Here is a 19,361-nt window from a genome sequence, read left to right on the forward strand (position 1 = left end):
CTCTGATCCCGCTACTTTGAAGACGGAACTTGCCGGTTACTGAACCTCGCCGTCGAGCGTGTCTTCGACTTTCTCGTAGGATGCGATCATCGATTCAAGTTGCTTTGCCAACCGATCAAGATCCCGCCCATTGTCGATCGATTCGGACAATAACGGTCGTAGCCATTCTTGCATCAAGTGGAATTGGCCCTTGATTAGTTCTGCCATTTCACGCGGAACCTTGTACTGGACCAGAACTTTTTGTTCGGGTGGTGCAAGAGCTTGCTGTTCGCTGATTCTTTCAAGCTGTTTGCCAGTCGTCGCAAGTGTCTGGGCCAACTGAGTCCCGGTGCTGGAGAGACTTTGTCGCACTGAATCGATCCGCGCATCCATGCGGTCTTCGGCACCGTTGTCTCGCGCGACGATCGCTTTCGAAATCACTTGGCGGATCGATTCGAGGCCGTCACGCATCGAGGCAAGCTGACGCATCAACTGGCCGGCTTGGTCTTCGCTATCCATTCCCTGCATTCGCACGCTCTCGACGAAGGCATACTTGATCGCATCCCAGCGTTCTTTTTCTTCGACCGACAAAATTCCCATCAACTCTTTGAACTTCAACACGTTCGCTTCGTTGTCCGTCGTCAACGTTTGCGCATCCTGTTCATAGGCGCTAACGATCAAAGATTGTAGTTCGCGATCGTTCATCACGCTGGCGACCTTCTCGGCCATCCGGTTCATGTTTCGGTAACTGCCTTGCAGCTTGAATGGCGGTTCGGTTCGGTACGAATCAGCCTGCGCAGCCGATTTGATGTACGTTCGGTTGACCTTGAGAACCACATCACGAATTCGAAGCAGCTTTCGCATCACCTCAAACATCTCGCGAACTTGGTCCATCGCCAGATTGCCTTTCAACTCGATGCCTTCAAGCGAATCTCGCCCAGCCGCCAAAATAATCGCCCGCGCGTCCTCGGGAGCTGCCGTCGACAGCGGAGCAAGGACGGTGTTGTTGGTCAGGCAGTTTTCCAGATAACTCATCTCGAAAGCTTCGGCCGACTCGCCGATGATCTCGCCAAGGTTATACACGTCGGCTCGGTTGGACAGCATGTCGGGGACTTGAAAGCGGTCGCCCGATTCGGTGTAAGGGTTGCCTGCCATCACGACCGCCACTCGCCGGCCACGCAAGTCGTAGGTTCGAGTCTTGCCATTGCGAACGCCTTCGATTTTTCGAGTCGCGTCACAAAGGGAAATGAACTTCTGCAACAGTTCGGGGTGAGTGTGCTGGATATCGTCCAAGTACAGCATCACGTTGTCGCCCATTTCGAGGGCTAGGTTCAGGCGTTCGATCTCTTCGCGCGCGGCGGCGTTGGGGGCCTCGGCGGGATCGAGTGACGTCACGCCGTGACCGATCGCCGGTCCGTTGATCTTCATGAACACGATCCCCAGCCGATTGGCCACGTATTCCATCAGCGTCGTTTTGCCATAGCCCGGCGGCGAAATCAGCAACAGCAGCCCCATCCGGTCCGTTCGTTTATCTTCGCCAGCGGCACCCATTTGCTTGGCGAGATTATCGCCAATCAGTGGCAAATAGACTTCGTCGAGCAATCGGTTTCGGACGAACGAAGTTAGTACGCGAGGCTTGAATTCTTCCAGCCGCATTTCTTCCCGAGCCGAATCGACCAAACGCGTCTTCGTTTCATGCAGTCTGCGGAAGCGGGGTACGACGTCGGCGCGATACCTGCGCACGCGATCAAGCAGTTCATGATAATGGACAGGCATCTTGGTCGACACAATTCGGCGGTGACTGCCCACCACTGCGTCAAGAGTTCGAGCGACCGAGGCGTTTACGACTTTCATCGCCGACACTCCGCCGGACACCAAAATCCAGGCAAGTTCGTCGCGATACCCGGTCGCGGGATCCGCTTCGTCATCATCCTCGTGTTTTTCTAAAAAAGCGTCCGCCCAGTTACGAGCAAGTACGAACGATCTTGCCGGGTCAGCAATCTTTTCGAGTGTGGCGGATGATTTTTCCGAGAACGATTCAAACAAATTTGCCGCACGTTCGCTTGCGACAGGCTTTTTCGGTGCGTGCGTTAACTCGTCAAACAAATATGCGGCGATTCGAAGCGGTGTGACCTGCGATCCAAACAATGGCCCCCATGTAGGTTGATCGGCATCGACCATTTCCATCAAGCGACTACGGAATTCCGCGGCCGGCTTCGCGTTGGGATAAGCGATGGCAAGTTTGGCAAAGCCACCGATCCAGTCGACCATTGCCGTTCGATCTTTCGCCGAAACCAGTTTTGTGAACCACAACTGAGCCGCCGCACGAACCGACGGTGAATGCCGTAGCAAGCCGATCTCGCGATCCATCTCGACCAGCGCCGCCAAGATTGCCGCCGCGTCCGAATCATGCACGCCCTTTGCGTAACCTTCGTCGTAGCGGCCCGACATGGCTTGGCCGAGTTCGGTTTCGCCATTTTCGAATAAGTCGACCGCCAAATATTCGGCTCGGTAGACTTCTGCGTTTTCACTGATCAGTTCCTGATTCCACAGATCCTTTGCGGCCGCGAGGTCTGCGTCGTGAAGCGGTTCGAAAAACTGGGTGCCGGTCAAGTGCAAGCATATTTCGCCGCCGCGCAGCACCGTCGTTAGGTCAAGCGGCTGAGTGTTGACAGCGAAACGTTGTTTCCCCAGGCGAATGATGTCGCCGCCGTCTTCGTACAGGTCTTGGCGATCTTTCAATTGACGAGTCGCGTCTTCGCGAATCGTTTTCATCCGACTCTGTAGGTCTTCGACACGGATGGCGTCGTCAAGTTCGCCAAGCTGGTCGATGATGTCCCGCACCTTTTCGACCATCAGGTCGCCAGCAAAGTAGGCGGCGATTTCGTCGGTCGACTTCATCTTGCCGACTCGAGAATCAATTCCCTTTAAGATTCGGCCAGCCGCAGAAGCGAGTGATTCGGCTCGGCGATTGCGTTTTTCGATCAGTTGAACTTTACGAGACTCGAACGCCGCGTAAACGTCGTCGCGTCGCTGAGCCAGTTCAACAATGAAATCGTCAAACTCGGCAAAGCGGCCTTCCAATTCCTCCAGTTGCACCATCACTTTGGTCAAGTACTCGTCACACTTCGTTGGCGAGTCGCTGACGTCGAGATAGCCCGAAACGGTTTGTTCCAGCAATTTCAGTTGCGATGCAAACTCTGCTTTTCCTTCAACGCTGACTAGTTCGCCGACGCGAGCCTTCAATGAACTTCGTACTCGATTGAGCGAGGCAAACACGTTACCAATCGAGTCGATGATCTCGGTGCGTTTGGTCGTGTCTTCGATCTTCAAGTTGCTAACCGTTTCGGTTAGCAATTCCAAGTGCGAGCCGGCTTGGTCGATCTCTTCACCAAGTTTCTTCGCGTCGGAAACCGTTTTGACCTCGGTGACCTTTTCGCCCGACGCCGAAACTCGATTGACGTAAGAATCCAGCGATCCCGGCGTTAGCAGAAAGTCGACACAGCGTCGACTGAGTCGTTCGGATCGTTCTGCGGTTTGCTTTTCCAGTTCTTCGACGATCGCTTCGTCGACATACCGAAGCTCTTTCAGACCCAGTGCATGCCCACGTTGTTCACGCAGCGCCGCTAGCGAGTCAACGAAGTCATCGATTGATTCGAATCGACCACGTTCGATCGACTTGACCAAGGCATCGACAGCGTTTTGGACTTCTTTGGTACGGTTGGTCGTATCGCGGCGAACTCGAACAACTTTTTCAAATTCTTCGACCGCTGCGCCGGCTGCTTGGCGAATCTTTTGCAGCGGTTCGCCCAACCGGCCTGTTTCTTCTTTATCGATCCAAAAATAGCTGTCCAGTACGTCGGAGGCTTTTTTGCCCAAGTCGACGTACAGGCCCTCGTACGAATCGTCCTTATCGATCAACTGCAGCAGTTCATGACATTCGGCCATGCCACGGACAATGTCTTTGTTGCCGATTTTAAACAGCAGCGAATCAGCTTGGTTTTCCGGTTCGTAGCTGGTGTCGGTAAACGGTGTTTGCCAAATTTGAATCGCGTGATGTTTTTGCGGTTCGTCCTGGTTACGGAAAACGATCATTTCGCCACGCTGGAAGAACGTTTGGCCGCTTGACACCATCGGTGTCTCGACGCTCTGGCGAATCAGGTTGTAACGTAGTTGGACGTAGGTTCCCGATTGGCGGTTGTAGAACAGATACAGGTAGTCTTCGCCATTGGGGGCCGCAATCGTGCGTTGGTAACGCATGTCCGACAATCCGTGGTCGAATCGCTTGAATTCGCCGGTTTGAAGGTAGTAACCACCCGAGAAAATGATTCCGTGATCGCCGGGAAGCATGACGCACGCGTTGGCGATTTCGTCCAAACGCATCGCTCGGCCAAGCTTGCCGTTGAAGACTAGATATCGAAACGTTTCTTCCTGGTACGGTTTGATTTTCAGCAGGACCAAATTGCCGACGATCGCGTAGTAGATCTCGGCATCGTCGAGAGTTTGGTCCGCATGGTCGACAGGTTCTGCGTAAATTCCTTGTCCGGAATTGGTGTTGTTTTCGACCTTGACCGTCAAGTCGCCGCCGACCGTTTCGACGAACACGCGATCATCGATCGAAATGTGGGGGTGCGCACCGTAGTGGTGTTGGTCTCTCGTCGTGCGAGTCCAACGAAATTCGTGCTGAGGTGGATCCTTGACTTCGTGATCGCTGCGGTTGTCGATGTATTCGATCGTGTCCGGTGTGACTCGCCATTTGAACGATTTGATATCACGTTCGGTTTTCCCCACTTGGAAAACCATGTGCAGCATAGGTCCGATTCGAAAGAAGCGGGCGAAGCGAGTATCTTTGTAAAACCTGTACAGTTCGTGGAAGTCATTGTTGAAACGGTCGTCGCCAATCACGTCGAGTGTGGCTTCGTGGAACTGGTGATCACGAAGTTCGTAGACCGCAAATACATCGGCCAATTCGATGTCCGATTTCAACCCGAACTGAACGTTGTATCCGAACAAAAACTCGTCGCCGATCGAGACAATATCGCGCGGCACGCAGTTGTGTTCAGTGGTGACTCGTTCGGTCGCGATCAACGCGGTTTCGATGTTTCCAAATACTTCGGCGCGATCAGCGTTCAGTTGGTTTAACCGAGTGCGAAGCTCCGTCGACGCTTCGCGAAGACGATTGCGAAGGACTTCGTATGTACCGGCAGCAAGTTGGGTATCTGTCATATGCTTGGCTCCGCGAAGCGGCGGCCGCATTGGATCGTGGTGCGACGGCATGAAACAACCAGGCCTAACCCCTGGTTAACGAAACGGAATAAACGCAAGGTGATGCCAGGGGCTGACGCCCCTGGCTGTTCTTTGCAGCCGCTATGCGGCCTAGCGATTAGCTTTTGCCGTTGCTCTTTGGCGTCTTGGCTTGTGCAAGTAGACGACCGGCTTTTTGGTCGGCAACGTTTGCCGTTCCCGCCATGCTTAGCAGGCTGGTGAGCTGAGTTTTGACGTCGTCCGTCTTGCTCATTCCCATCATCTTGGCGATCAACGCGGCGATCGATAAGTCTTTCACTCCGTCGGTATCCAAGTTGAATTGTTTGACCAGCGAACCCAGTTGCTCGCTGAAGTAATCGGCGTTGCCGTCAAAGAAGGTGTCCTTGATGTCCGTGGCAACCTTGCTGTTGTAAACAAAGCGGTCGATGGCTTTGCCACCTTTGACGGCGCTGGTGATCTGTTCAAAGAATTCTCCGTCACCACCGACAATGTCGATTCGAGCACTTCGCAGTGCATCGCCGACCACACCGGCTTGGCTTTCTGCGATGCCGCGTTGGGCATCGATGGCAGCAATCTCGACGGACTTTTCTTTTTCCAGACGCAGTTTGAACTCTTCGTGGTCTTTGCCGACGCTGTCGAGTTGCTTCATCGCTTCGGCCTTCTCGGTGATGCCGACTGCTTCGCTGCGGTACTTTTCCAGTTCGACGTTGGCTTCGGCCAAGCCTTGTTTCTCGAGCGCGACAGCTTTGGCCTCGGTGACCTTTGCTTCGGCCAGTCCGGCGGCTGCTTGAGTCGCCATCGTGCCATCGGCAAGCATCTTGGCACCTTCGGTATCCTTTTCGGCTGCATCGCGGCGAGCTTCGGCATCGATGCGAATCTTTTCGGCCAATAAAGTTGCCGAGTCTTTTTCGGCTCGTGCGGCCGTCGTGACGCGGATCAATTCTTCTTCGGCCTTCATTTCTGCAGCCGTGACTTGGACCTTTTTCAAACGGTCGGCTTTGGCGATGTCTTCGGTGTCTTTGATGCGTTCCTGTTCTTCGACCACGGTGCGCTCGATAGCGACCCGTTCGCGAATGACTTCTTGGATATTACGTTTTTCGACTTCAATCGCTTTTTCTTTTTCAATCTCGGCGACGCCCACAAGACGCAGACGTTCAGTCATTTCCAAATCACGGTCACGATTGACACGTTCCAGTTCAACCGCGTCAGTCTTTTCCTTGTTCCGCATCGCGACCAAGACTTGGCGAGATTTGTTTTCTTCTGCCACGCCGAGTTCTTCTTCGGTGTTGATTCGTGCTCGTTCGGCTTCGAGTCGCTGTTCTTCTTGGACTTTGGCAGCCGCAGCATGTTCACGTGCAGTGATTTCGGCGATTTCGCGTTTCTGTTTCTCGACAGCTTCGACGCGTTGACGTTCAAGGGCCAGGATGGTTTCTTCTGCTTCGACGTCTTGCTTCTTAAGCGTCTTTTCTTTGTCGCGAGTGAATTGGTTTTCTTTGACCTTTTCGTTCGACGTCAATTCGGTGATCTTCTTGATACCTTCGGCGTCCAAAATGTTGGTCGGCGATAGCAGGTCAAGCGGAGTTTGTTCCAAGTAGTCAATCGCCGCGTCGTCCAAACGGTAGCCGTTCAGATCGGTGCCGATGACTTTCAGAATCTCTTCTTTGAACTTGTCACGTTGGTCGTACAGATCGACAAAGTCGAATTGTTTGCCAACCGTTTTAAGTGCTTCACTGAATTTGGCGTCGAACAGTTCACGCAGTGTTTCAAGTTCGCTGCATCGACGGGCACCGATCGACTGGGCGACTTCTTTCATCTCTTCGTCGCTGTTGTCGACGCGAATGAAGAAGGCGACTTTGATGTCGGCACGGATGTTGTCCTTACAGATCAATCCTTCACGGCCCTGACGCCCAATTTCAAAGCTTTTCAGGGTCAAGTCCATGAACTCGTACCGGTGAAACAACGGTACAATGAACTTGCCACCAGCGGTGGTCACGTCCAAGCCGCCGAGTCCCGATTTGACGATTGCTTTGTCAGGACCGACAACGATGAAGTACTTTTTGAACGTTAGCAGCAGCGCTAACATTGCAATCAGAACGATGTAGAGAGTGATCCATCCGCCCGACAAAAAATTGACGGCGGCGAGTTGCGAAAATGGTGTCACGATTGGGTCTCCGTAGGAAGATGAGTGACTTTGTAGATGCGAGTCTTGGGGTCGTAACTGACAATCCGAACTTCCGTGCCGCGGGCGATGTGCGGTCCATCCGTTCGTATGTTCAAAAGCAGAGGTGCGGCGTTGGTGCGAAACTTGGCTTGGCCAAATTCAGGTGTCGCCTCGGAGGTGCTGATTTCGCATGTCGCGCCGATCAACCGAGTTTGATCGTAGGTCGGAGGGTCGACGAAGTATCCAACCAGCGGCTGAGTTGCGGCTTTGGTGATGCCGACTGCGATCACAAAGTTGCGAATCGAAAGCATCATGCTGGGGATCCAGTTCGGTTGATATCGAGCGACGTCGAAGGCGTGCCAGAGTCCGTACGAAAGCGACCAGAACACGACTGCAAAGATGCCACCCCACAAGATCACGGGAACACGAGCAATGTTGGTCCAGCGGATAGTTGTCGCGCCGAGACCGTGAAGAAAATCAGCATCGACATCGACTCCACCGGCGTCCGGGACATCGACATCAACGTCAAGATCCAGGTCGGGCAGGTCCATGCCAAGATCGATCATGCCGATCAAGGCAAGCAGCGTGTAAATGACCAGTAAGCCAACCAGAATCGACGCGGGCCAGACAGGGCCCACGAACATACGGTCAGCTAGTTCTAGAAGAGATTCAGACACGATCACGAGTAGCCTCAAAGAGGGGAGCCTGTCAGCTTAATAGCAAGGCTCGGGCGACTCATGGTTGGGGCGCGGTTCGCCTCGGATTTTTAGAATTTTGTTCTCAATATTCCTGCTTTAACGCCCCGTCGGTCGAATTTGTCTGGTTTCGTTGCAGAGAACGGTTCCGTTGGCAGGTGCGCGTCCATCAAGAGAATTGACGAAAGATCGCTGTTACCGGTCCCACCACCAGTCTTGGATGACGCGAGGACGAGATTCAGGAATCGTCGAAAGCGACGCCAAGCTTGGATAGTCCGCGACGGTCGACGCAAGAGTCGCTGGCCCGTTGACCGCTACCCCGCCGCTGGCGATCAGCAGGTTGTGGATCGAGCGACCATGCCGAATTTTGTGCAGCACGGCGATCGATTCGATTTGCGTTGGCGTTTGCATCCAGGTGTTGGTCGACGAAGCGGAATGAGCGAATTGTTCGATCAGTGTTTTTAGGCTGTCTGCATCCGCGAAACGTCGCAGCAGTTCAGCGACCGATGCCGTCTGGTAGATCGCTTCGAGCGATCCATAGACCGGATACTGGCTGCGAATGTTGTGAAAATTCTTGTTGAAATCGGCGACAAACATCTCGGTTCGGAAATCCGTGGCTAGGTTTCCACGTGCTCCGCTGGCCATCGCTCGCTCGTTCTCGCCCGACAATCGAATGGGGCTGCCTGTAATTTCAAAAACGGTGTGATCTTTGTCTGCCCGAGCCGTTCGTGGTGACGCGGTGAACCAGAGTCGAAGCAGCAAGTCGGTGGGCATGCCGCGATCAATCGTGGCGGCGGTGACGTCCAAGTAGTTCATCGCGCCGCGAGGCATGGCGTGTTTGCCGAGCGCGAGTTCTTTCATGTGACGATCGGCATGAACCATCAAGTAAGCCATCGGAGTATCGCCCGCCGTGCCAAATACTTCGACACGCTGAGTGCCGAGGGCTTCGGCCAACGCACCGGCCGCTTTGCCGATCGGCAGTTTGTCGGATTGAACGCTAGCAGCGACCGCCGCCGATCGCTGCAGCCCTTCGGTGGTCGGATCGATCGTGCATCCGAACGGGAGGCCAGAGAATGTCGATGCCAAGCAAGCTTGCAAGAAGTCCAAACGTAGCGTGCCACGCATCGATTCGCGGTCGCGAGGAATTCCGTCGATCGTTTCGATGCCGCCGACCGGTCCGGCAATCACAATGTCGTCGTGTTCGGCGTCGATGAAAACGTATTGGACTTCCGATAGACCGGCCAAGTAATTCATCGGTGCTGATATTGCGGTGCCATTGGCGCGGCGCTGGCTTGTTTCGTTGAGCAAGCGGCGCAGCGATACGCATCGCAGGGATGACGCTGCTTGCCAGTCGCCCATCGCGGCTGCGTTTTTGGGTGGCGATAACAGCATTGATTTCAGGTTGGCGGCATTGTCGGCCGATGCCGCTGTTTCGCAAACTCGGACGGTACCTTTGGCGTCGACATAAATGCCTTGCGCGTACTCGTTCATCGAACTTGGACCGCCCAGGGTGTCCCACGTGTCGGGCACCACCGTCGTTTGGATCAACTCGATCAGTGAATCAAAGTTGGCGAACGATGCACCGCCTGGTGCCAGGATCGGATCCGCCGACTCGATGGCAGAACTTTCCGATCGCGAGTCCTGGGCGACGGCCGACGGCAAGCTCGTCAAACACGCTAGGCAGAGACAGATCAGGAGCGACTTCATGAACGTTTCCTTGGCCGATGTTATTGGTCCAGTTGATCGGTGTGATCTCACTATGATTGATCCACCCAGACGTCGTCTTGGTAACGCTGTTGGGGAGCGAAGCGAGCTTTATAGTTCAGATGGGCATTCGCTGACACGTACATGCCTAGGTAGACATAACGGCGTTCGGTTTGCTTAGCCCATTCGATTTGTTTCAGAATCGCAAACGTTCCTAAACTGAATCGACTGGCATCGGGATCAAAGTACGTGTACACCGCCGAGACGCTGCTTTGCCCTGCGTCGACGATTGCGACTGCGATCAATTTGTCGTCCAAGCAAATGGCAAGCTCGCGAGTGTCGCAACACGAGTCGACTAAAAATGATCGGTACGAGTCTTTCGAAATGAGTTCTGTATCGGCTCCCAATTCGCGCAGGTGGCGATGCTTGTTGAACAACGCGACTCGCCCGTCATCGACCGAGGGTGGGTTCCAATGGCACGTCAGTTCTCGCGATCCGCGATTAATCACTCGCCGCATCGATGATGTCAGTTTGAACTTGTCGACTTCGATGCGAGTCGGCTTGCACTCGGTACATTCCGGACACTGCGTTCGATAGACAAGGTCACCGCTGCGGCGAAAGCCGTTGGCTAGCAGTTCGTCAGTGATCGCAGGAGTTACCACACCCAAGGGCAGCCGAAGCGGCATCCGAGCAACGGTGCTGTCCAGATAAGGGCACGGTTGCAGTTGATCTTGAACGACGACCAATCGGCAGGTCGCTTGTGAGGTTCGAAGGGGACTTTCGGGATGACTCACCGGCACAGCACCAAAGATGGCTTGAGATCGTGCGAGAAGATGCCCCGACCTATCGTTTTCCATCCTACCCGACTTGGTAATCCGAAAGCGAGCATTTTTAGGTTCGCGCAAAACGAAAGCGAGCGCGCCGGATGAACCGACACGCTCGCTTGATGCGTTCTAGATCAAGAGTGGAGAGCCTTGAATTCAGCCCACCACGAATTCAGCCCACCACGATCAGTCCCACCACCACTGTCCAGCGGCAAGGTCAGCAGGACCGGCCGACTGTTTTGCTTGGTTATTTTCGCCGCTCGTGTCAACTTTGATGTTCTTTTTGGACAAAGCAATTCGCGGTTGCATTTGGACTCCGCCACCGAGTGGAGTCATCAGGGTGTTGCCCTTCCAGACCGCGTTGACGGCCGTCTCGACTTGTTCTGGCGAAGTGTAGGTTTCGACGGAAACCTTTGATTCGTCCATCAACACGGCGGCGTCCCATGACGCTTGACCATAAAAGTCCTGTTCTTGGATGTAGGCCGCTGCGATCGCAACATCGATCAGTTGACGTAGTTCGCCGTAGATCCGCACTCGCGATGCGATCAAGTTGAAGTGCTTTGTGAAATCGTTACAGAACGCTTGGCTAGCCGCGTTGGCGCGTCCGCCTTTGACTCGTTGTCCGCCAGCGGCGACTCGTTCGTTCGCACCGACCAGTTGAACGCCACGTTCTTGGATCTTCATCGCCAAGCCATCTTCGCTGACCGCGACGCCGTCATAGTTGGGTTGAAAGTACCAACGTTCCATCGCGTTCGCCGCAACACTGGCCGGGCTGGCACGATCGATGTAGCTTTGCACGCGGACGGGCAGTTTTTCTAGTCCGATGCCGATCAACTTCATTCGATAGTCGGCTTCGACCAAAACGCGAGCGAAGTGAGTATCGGTCGGGATGCCTTTGAACGTAACCGTTTGCAGACCAAGGTTGTTCTTCAGTCCGGCTGCCAATCTTTGGGCGTCGCTGGGCTGAACTCGGCCGCGAACCGATGCCAAGAAATTCTGCATCGCTTGCAGTCCTTCGGCAGTCGGGTCGATGGAGACACTAATCACGGATGTGGCTTTGTTGCCCGGGGCATAGGCTCGCAGAGCGGTCACCATGTCTTCGAGCAGCACGACTGGACGGCCGGTTTCCATGCCGATCAAGCGGTCGGTAGGATCGGCAAAGAAGCCTTCGGCGGGGCCCGCAATCACGATGTCTTGAGTATCGGGGTAATAGAAGACGTATTCGACAGCGGTTAGGCCGGCGAGTGCCTGCATTTCTTCTTCGATGTTTTGCCCATTTGCGATTCGGTCGGCGATCGCAGTTTCCAAGCGGTTGAGCGAGATTTTTCGCAGCTTGCTGGGGACCATCACGTTGGCTTCGCCGGCGCCAAGTTTGGCTCTGGCTGCGGCCAATCGTTGGGCTGCGACACGAGCGTCGAACTGCTTGACTCGCAGAACGCCGCCTGCATCGACATCGATCCCTGCGATCGGTTGACCGATCAAGGCAGTGGTTTGACCGTTGCCACCGTTGTTGTTCGCAGTCGCTTGGGACGCGAGCATTGCCATGGTGACCATGGCAATTGGCAAGCAAACGGCTTGGGTGTAGAAGCGATATCGTTTGAAGAGATTCATGGATTATCCTGCCGAGAGGCAGCGAATTAGCCAGTGGAAGCTTTTACCAAAGCAACGGCAAAGCGAGAAATGAGCCTGAGGGAAGTGTAGTTAACCTGCGCGTTCCTCTCAACAAAAAAACGTCCCTTCGCTGCTGCGATAGCAGAAAGCTGTACGATTCAGCACGATCAAGCCGATCTTCCCTACAAGTGGTAGCTGCGCAGAGGCAGATCTGGCTTGCAAAGTGAGCTCGTTGCCCGGTTCGCTTCCCCCCCGACCGGTCTGACCCCTGCAAACCGGACGATCCTGAATTTTGCAAACGACCCGAAATCGGTCGTTTTTCTTCGTGAAATGTTCCCGCACGGTTTCAAAAACAAACTTGGGTACGCAAGCGAGAACGATTTGAGGCCCGGAGTTCCATGGCGAAGCATCGGAAAACGAAACGAAAGCAAAGCCCTGTTTTGTCCTCTGCAGTCCCGGTCCCCTCTGGCTCGGGGGCTGTCGCTGCTGGGGCGAGTCAGCGAAATGTCTTTCTGGACACGCTGCGCGGATTCGCGATCGTCTTGATGGTGGTCGATCACGTAGCCGGACTTTTGATGGACATCCGGATTCAAGATTCCTACCTGCGCTTAAGCACTCGGCTTGCGATGCCGTTGTTCTGTGTGCTGATGGGTTATTTCTTCATCCTTCAGTCACGGTTCAAGTACCGCCGGTTAGGTGAGGTCGTTGTCGCGGCCGTGATGGCAAACCTTGTGTTTTACCCGCATTATCACAGTATCGAGATCCTCGGTTGCCTGGTCTTGGCGGCTCTGTTGTTCAAGGCGACTGGCCCGTTTTTTGTGGGATTTGCCGTTCTCTTGTTCGCGTATCCTTGGGATCCGTTGGTGACATGGTTCGATTTTCCGCCAACGATCGTCGTCAGTTTTGTCGCTCAGGGGATGATTCTTCGTCGCTTTGGTATCGCCGCCGCGATCGCATCGGGCCTGATTTTGTCATCCGGAGCCTTCTGGATACACGAACTTCAGCCAGCCGGCGTCAATCACAAACTATGCCTCTTTATCTTGCCGGCGACGTTGTTAGTCGATCTCGGGTCACGGTTTCCGGCAAAACACATTCCAGGGCTCGATCGCATTGGCCAGTATCCACTGACTGCTTACGTGGTGCAGTACTACGCGATCATGCTGATTTCGCAGATGTAGTCTCGGGCGATTTGGTGGCGGGTGACGTAAGTTCCGCTTCTTGGGCCCGGCTTGCCAGGGCTGCCCTGAGGTGCATCGGAGATGCCCGGGGGCTGGGCCGGGTCTTTCCCAATCGTGCGGATAGCCTAGAATCGGCCTCGGATACATCTGGACCTCTTTTGAATGAAGAAAGCTGATATGAGTGGTGACTGCGATTTTGGCCTGATTGGACTCGCCGTGATGGGCGAAAACCTGGCTCTGAATGTCGAAAGTCGTGGCTATAAAGTCGCCGTTTACAACCGCACGACCGAAAAGGTCGACGCGTTGATGGCTGGGCGTGCCAAAGGCAAGAACTTTGTTGGCACCCACACGATCGAAGAATTCGTCAAAGCGGTTGCCCGTCCGCGTAAGTTGATGATGTTGGTCAAGGCTGGCCCCGCCGTTGACGCGCTGATCGAACAATTGCTGCCGTTCTGTGAACCGGGTGACATCATCATTGATGGAGGCAACGAACAATATCAAAACACCGAACGCCGTACCAAGCAGGTCGAAGCTGCCGGGTTGTTGTACGTCGGTTGCGGTGTGTCGGGTGGCGAAGAAGGCGCCTTGAAGGGGCCCAGCCTGATGCCCGGCGGCAGTGCTGCTGCGTGGCCGCACATCAAAGAAATGTTCCAGTCGATTGCAGCAAAGGTTGGCCCCAACAACGACATCCCGTGCTGTGAATGGCTCGGCAGCGGCGGTGCGGGCAACTATGTGAAAATGGTTCACAACGGCATCGAATACGGCGACATGCAGTTGATCTGCGAAGCCTATCAACTGCTTCACGAACTAGGCGGTCTAACCAATGACGAACTTTACGACGTGTTCGACGATTGGAATCGTGGCGACTTGCAAAGCTACCTGATCGAGATCACTCGCGACATTTTCAGCGTCAAGGACGACCAAGGCGGCAGCGATCACCTGGTCGACAAAATTTTGGACGTTGCCGGCGCCAAGGGCACCGGCAAGTGGATGAGCCAGTTAGCGCTCGACCTTGGCGTGCCCAGCACGTTGGTCACCACCGCCGTGTTCGCACGTGGATTGTCGGCCCAAAAGGAAGCTCGCGTCCGCGCTTCCAAGCGTCTCAACGGACCTTCGGCAAAATCGAATCCTGAAATGCAGGCGATCGCCAAGTCATTGGTCGGCGATCGTGCGGAGTTTGTCGAAGCGGTTCGGCAAGCCTTGTACGCGTCGAAGATCGTTTCGTACGCCCAAGGGTTTGTTCAACTGCAAGCGGCGTCGGCCGAACATGGTTGGGGACTCGATTACGGCGCGGCGGCATTGCTGTGGCGTGGCGGTTGCATCATCCGAGCGAAGTTCTTGGACCGAATCAAGGAAGCCTTCGACGCCGATGCCAACCTTGAAAACCTGTTGATGACCGACTTCTTCGAGAAGGCCGTCGAGGACTCGCAAGAGAAGTGGCGAAAAGTCGTTGCTGTCGCATCGATCATGGGGATCCCCGTGCCGGCTTTCAGTACTGCTTTGTGCTACTACGACGGTTACCGCATGGATCGCTTGCCAGCGAACTTGTTGCAGGCTCAACGCGACTACTTCGGTGCTCACACTTACCAACGCACCGACAAGGACGGTACATTCCACACCGAGTGGATTCAGCTTCGCAAAGAGCCCAAGGCTTAGTCGGTTTCTTTTGCACTCGGGTGTCTCATAACCCCGCTTCTCGCTTCTCGCTTCGGAGGGCGAGGCTGGGGGCGGGGTTGAATCGATGTCTTTTTAGCAGAAGAAATGTCGCTGAGACGCTTGCTGGATGAAGGCGGGCGCGGCGGTAACTCGATCGGTAAGGTCCGATGGATCAGCACCGGATACTCCGGCATCTTTCAGCTTTGTTAGATAATCAATGGATCGATGTCACGGACGTTTCGGATGGCAAGTATTGCTCGCACATCGCGACGGACCCGGAAAACGATATCCAAGAAACGGCGCCCTCGTTATCCAGGTTGCGAGCCACCGCAAAGCTCGTCGGCACGAGTGGAGGTGAGCGTGGTAGTCGGCATTGCCGCGTCCCTAGCTCGCTAGCACTGCCAGAAATTGCACGAATGCCGAATCGTTGTCTTCGTTGCGATGGTCCAGGCCACTCTTGACCAGGCTTTGCAGTGCATCGCGAAATCGTTTTTCAGAAACGTCGTCGCGTTTCCCGATCGCGTTCAAACGCTGGCTCAGCAACTGAGCCTCGGACGAGCTTGGCGTTCCCGCGTTCAGGCATGATCGCATCGCCGTGATCACTTCCGAATCTCGGAACGATTGCTTGCCGTTCATTTTCAAAATCTCGGCCACGCACAATCCGGTCACGTCGACGCTGTTGGTCGAGGCCGAATCGTCATCGCAAAACGCAATCGCCGCGCCCGACGAATCGGCCTGGCTAGCAGTTCGTCGCGATCGCCGACGGTCGGCTGCTTTGAGTTTCTGTTTTAGGTTGTCGTTTTTCGCCATCTCACCACTCTCTTTCTAAGCCGCAGCCAGTCCATCGCTGTTTACGAATCTGGAACGCTAAAAATTAGCGTCAACGGTGTCGCAATGCACGCTGATTTGCCAGTCTGGGGGAATCGCCACCTGTAGAACGCGGAGGCAGCGATCGGAAACCGCATGGATATGAAGCCACCTGACGAAAAAAACTGGGGGGGGAATTCAATCGCCCCACACTCCCCGAAATGACATGGTTGCGGGGCCCCGGAGCCGTCGCGCACCGTTTTCAATCGCTAGACGAAACACGGGTTATTAACTGCGAGCGTCAAGGCGATGGGGGGAAAGAACCTATCGCGGTCAAAGTCGCGTACATCGCTCAAGTTCAAGCATCGAGCTTGCGATGTAACGCAAGCGATCCGCGGGGATTGCCTCGCGGATCGCTGGGGTTATCGAAAATCAATGGAGAGCGGCGGCTACTTTTTCTTCAGCATCGCCGCCAATTCTTCGTCCAGTTCGGCTGCTCGGACGTTGTGGCGAACCACCTTTCCGTCGGGATCGATCAGCATCATGGTTGGCAATGTTTGGACGCCAAGCGTCTTTGCCAGGCGGCTTGATTCCAGCCCGCCGGGTTCGAAAAGTTGCACCCAGGGCAGCGGGTTTTCGGTCAAGAAGGCGGCTGCTGACTGGCCAGTGGCGTCGACGTTGACTCCAACCAACTGCAGTCCCGCGCGTTGGTAACTTGCTTGCAAGCGACGCAGTAATTTCATGTCTTGCTTGCACGGCTCGCACCAAGTTGCCCAGTAATGGACCACGACCGGCTTGCCTCTCAGCGAAGCCAGGCTGAACGGTTTACCTTGGATCGTACTGCCTTCCAGTTCGATCCGGCGACCGACCGAATCAAGACGGCGAGCTGCGCCGGCTGCCTTTTCGCCCGCGTCGGTGCCTGGGAAAGCCGTTGCGACCTTCTTGTAGAAAGCGATTGCCTCGTCTTCCTTGTCCTCGAACTCTTTGCTCAGTGCCAGTTGCAGGTACGCCGACGCAGTTTCAGGAGTGCCCGGATAGCGATCCACGAATCCGGTCAGCGATTCCAGGTACCACTTTTGCACTTCGGCAAAGTCTGCTTCCGGAGTTTGGCGGATCACGTATTCGCTGCTGATGGCTTGATAGTCTGCATAGGAAGCGATCGATTCGTTTTCGGATCCGTACTGGCGAGAAATTTTGCGAAGTCTCGCTGTGCCACCGGGATAGGCTCCGCTTTGCGCCGCCAAGCCAAGCGTATCAACCAGTTGGCGAACCCAGGAATCTCGCATCGCAGGCGTATCCGCGTTAGCGATTAGGTCTTCGATCACGTCGGCCCGTTGCTCGTTCAAGCTCGCAATCACGCCTTCGTCACTGGCTTCGGCAAGCTTGCTGTCGATGGCTTCCATCGCGTTGACCAGTTTCTGGGTCGCTTCACCGATGCCGCCGGACGCAGCCGCCATCGCTGCTGCCGAGCCACCAGGCGTAAAGAAATTGCCGGTCGTTTGCGCAATGGCTTCGCCTTCGTCGCCTACCGATGGCAACTCGACCAATCGCCAAGCGTCACCAACTTTGATCAGCGTTCCTGCCATCAGCTGGCCGCCTTGCTTGTCTTGCTCGTACATCGCCACGGCGTTTTCGTAAACGATGACGTCCTTGGTCGAGCCGTCGGTGCCTTCGGGCACGATTCCAGGCGTCGAGGCCGCGAACTGAACCCAGCGTGCCTGCGGGCCAACAGCCGACTGCCGCTTGGCCAGTCCGGCAAAATCTCGCGCCGCACGGTCCGCCTTGGCGGCGAGCGACTCGGTTTTTGCTGCCCCAAGGCCCAGCGACTTCAGTTCAGACTCGGTGATCAGCAGTCGTGCAAAGCGAGCAGGGTCAGATTCTCGCAGCGCGGCGACCAATTCGGCCGACACTTCTTCGGCAGAAATTTGGTTCCAGCTATCAACCTTTCCGTCTTCGTCTTTGTCGAAGCCCCAGCGAGTCCCGCCGGTCCCCAACCATCGGTACTGGTCCGCCTTTGTGTTGAAATCAGCGTCGATATCGCGATAAACTTCGACACCAAACTTGTAATAGCTCCACAAGTCGACCTTTTTGTCACCGTTGGTGTCCGCGAAACGACGCAGCGTCATTCCATCGGGCGACAACACCGTCCAGCCTGACCAGCCTGCTTTGTCGATATCCGTAACCGTGCATCTCTCGGCGACTTCTGGCGAAACGATGTCATAGTCGACGCCTTCCTGGATCGGGCGGATCCCTAGCGCCGATGCTGCACTTGGTGTTGCTGCCGACAATTCACCGGAGGCCACGGCAGCCAACAGCAGACCCGCGATCGTAGAAATCGTGCCAAAACGCGGTGCTAAGAAGCGTCGCCGCAGCACGCGTCTCAACAACAAATGATCCGTCATCTGGTTGTATCTCATCAGTAGAAAGGTCCATCAGCAAAAAGGAGGGAGGGGTTCGCCGGCCGCAAAGCCTCCGGCGAATCAGTCGCCTGCAGGAGCTCGGGTCAGGCATCGCCGCTATTGTGCCGAACCGAGGCCGTAAAGAAAATGTCGATTCTGACAGATAATCGGCCGATACCTACGAACTCACCCATCGAAGGAGTGTCAAAATGATGGGGAAAAACCAGTCGTCTGAGTCGTGAGGGAAAGAAAACCGGCAAGAAGATGCAATTTCGAGGCCAGCTTCCCTTTACAGCGAAACAAACTTCCGTAAACTTTGCCGCTCCGATCACGTGTGGTTCACAACCTGTTGCGAATCAAGCGTAAATGGATCGGGCGTATAGCTCAGTTGGTTAGAGCGCGTCGCTGATAACGACGAGGTCCCAGATTCGAGTTCTGGTACGCCCACTAGAAGATGGTTCCAGGTGTCAGCGATTAGGAATTTAGGGCCTTTCCCTAAAACCGAAAACCTAATACCTTAGCCTAGTCCCCGGGGGTATAGCTCAGTTGGGAGAGCATCTGCTTTGCAAGCAGAGGGTCGTCGGTTCGAGTCCGTCTACCTCCACTTGGTTTGCATTTGGTTCGGTTCGCCGAGGCAAGTGCAGGCCGCAAATGAAGTGATTTGAGTCGCCTGTGCAACAAGCGAACCGAATCAAACAAGTTTGGCGAGTTTTTTTAAAAAACCTGTCTCTTGGCCCTTGCGGCCGAGACTCAGATTTGCGAAAACCCCGCCTCGACGGAAACAAACCGTCGCCGAGAAGACCGCGAGAAACTAATTTTAATTTCTTGCAAAGACTCGGTTGACGCGGCCAACTGGCCACTGTAACCTTCGCCCCTCGCTCAGAAAACGACCGGCTGACATCTGCTTGATGACGATGTTGGCCGGCTGTTTTCGAGCAGCGACTTCTGCTCACCTGGTCAAAAGCCGGACGCAGAAAACTGATATTTGACAATTTGGTTGTTTGGTAGTTGGCATCTAAATAAGAAGCAACTGCGAAGCTTTGTGGATCGAGTTCGATTCGGGAAACCGTTCGGCTTGGGAA

At 55.0% G+C, this 19,361-nt stretch carries 11 protein-coding genes and 2 tRNA genes; 5 read left to right on the forward strand and 8 right to left on the reverse strand.

What is annotated here, in order from left to right; translation table 11 throughout:
- Positions 1-36 precede the first annotated feature (36 nt).
- The 6 genes from Poly59_RS20290 to Poly59_RS20315 form a co-directional block, all read right to left on the reverse strand.
- The gene (locus Poly59_RS20290; RefSeq protein WP_146535897.1) at positions 37-5,205 is read right to left on the reverse strand and encodes a DNA repair ATPase; all 5,169 of its coding nucleotides are present in this window, start codon (positions 5,203-5,205) and stop codon (positions 37-39) included.
- Between the two features lie 157 nt (positions 5,206-5,362).
- Positions 5,363-7,327, reverse strand: a complete 1,965-nt coding sequence (locus Poly59_RS20295) for a flotillin family protein (RefSeq protein WP_146536120.1) — start codon at positions 7,325-7,327, stop codon at positions 5,363-5,365.
- A 74-nt stretch (positions 7,328-7,401) separates the two neighbouring features.
- The gene (locus Poly59_RS20300; protein ID WP_146535898.1) at positions 7,402-8,082 is read right to left on the reverse strand and encodes an OB-fold-containig protein; all 681 of its coding nucleotides are present in this window, start codon (positions 8,080-8,082) and stop codon (positions 7,402-7,404) included.
- A gap of 213 nt (positions 8,083-8,295) precedes the next feature.
- The gene (locus Poly59_RS20305; protein WP_146535899.1) at positions 8,296-9,807 is read right to left on the reverse strand and encodes a DUF1598 domain-containing protein; all 1,512 of its coding nucleotides are present in this window, start codon (positions 9,805-9,807) and stop codon (positions 8,296-8,298) included.
- Positions 9,808-9,857: 50 nt separating this feature from the next.
- Positions 9,858-10,598: an arginyltransferase gene (locus tag Poly59_RS20310; RefSeq protein WP_246151791.1), complete on the reverse strand. Its 741-nt coding sequence runs from the start codon at positions 10,596-10,598 to the stop codon at positions 9,858-9,860.
- A gap of 216 nt (positions 10,599-10,814) precedes the next feature.
- Positions 10,815-12,239: a DUF1598 domain-containing protein gene (locus Poly59_RS20315; RefSeq protein WP_146535901.1), complete on the reverse strand. Its 1,425-nt coding sequence runs from the start codon at positions 12,237-12,239 to the stop codon at positions 10,815-10,817.
- A 440-nt stretch (positions 12,240-12,679) separates the two neighbouring features.
- Between Poly59_RS20315 and Poly59_RS20320 the strand changes: the two genes are divergently transcribed.
- The 3 genes from Poly59_RS20320 to Poly59_RS30735 all read left to right on the forward strand — a co-directional run bounded on the left by Poly59_RS20320 (position 12,680) and on the right by Poly59_RS30735 (position 15,534).
- The gene (locus tag Poly59_RS20320) at positions 12,680-13,417 is read left to right on the forward strand and encodes a TraX family protein (RefSeq protein WP_186776404.1); all 738 of its coding nucleotides are present in this window, start codon (positions 12,680-12,682) and stop codon (positions 13,415-13,417) included.
- Positions 13,418-13,594: 177 nt separating this feature from the next.
- Positions 13,595-15,073 (forward strand): decarboxylating NADP(+)-dependent phosphogluconate dehydrogenase, encoded by a 1,479-nt coding sequence (gnd, locus tag Poly59_RS20325; protein ID WP_146536121.1) that lies wholly within the window; start codon positions 13,595-13,597, stop codon positions 15,071-15,073.
- A 167-nt stretch (positions 15,074-15,240) separates the two neighbouring features.
- Positions 15,241-15,534, forward strand: coding sequence for a lysyl oxidase family protein (locus Poly59_RS30735; protein WP_146535903.1), 294 nt, complete (start codon positions 15,241-15,243; stop codon positions 15,532-15,534).
- Here Poly59_RS30735 and Poly59_RS20335 read toward each other — a convergent pair.
- Positions 15,458-15,883, reverse strand: a complete 426-nt coding sequence (locus Poly59_RS20335) for a hypothetical protein (RefSeq protein WP_146535904.1) — start codon at positions 15,881-15,883, stop codon at positions 15,458-15,460. The two genes, Poly59_RS30735 and Poly59_RS20335, sit on opposite strands and share 77 nt — an antisense overlap.
- A gap of 446 nt (positions 15,884-16,329) precedes the next feature.
- Positions 16,330-18,297, reverse strand: a complete 1,968-nt coding sequence (locus Poly59_RS20340) for a redoxin domain-containing protein (RefSeq protein ID WP_246151793.1) — start codon at positions 18,295-18,297, stop codon at positions 16,330-16,332.
- Between the two features lie 355 nt (positions 18,298-18,652).
- Here Poly59_RS20340 and Poly59_RS20345 point away from each other — a divergent pair.
- Positions 18,653-18,726 (forward strand) — tRNA-Ile (locus tag Poly59_RS20345).
- A gap of 84 nt (positions 18,727-18,810) precedes the next feature.
- A tRNA-Ala gene (locus tag Poly59_RS20350) sits at positions 18,811-18,883 on the forward strand.
- Positions 18,884-19,361: the final 478 nt, after the last annotated feature.

It is taken from the genome of Rubripirellula reticaptiva, from assembly GCF_007860175.1.
GTDB lineage: Bacteria > Planctomycetota > Planctomycetia > Pirellulales > Pirellulaceae > Rubripirellula > Rubripirellula reticaptiva.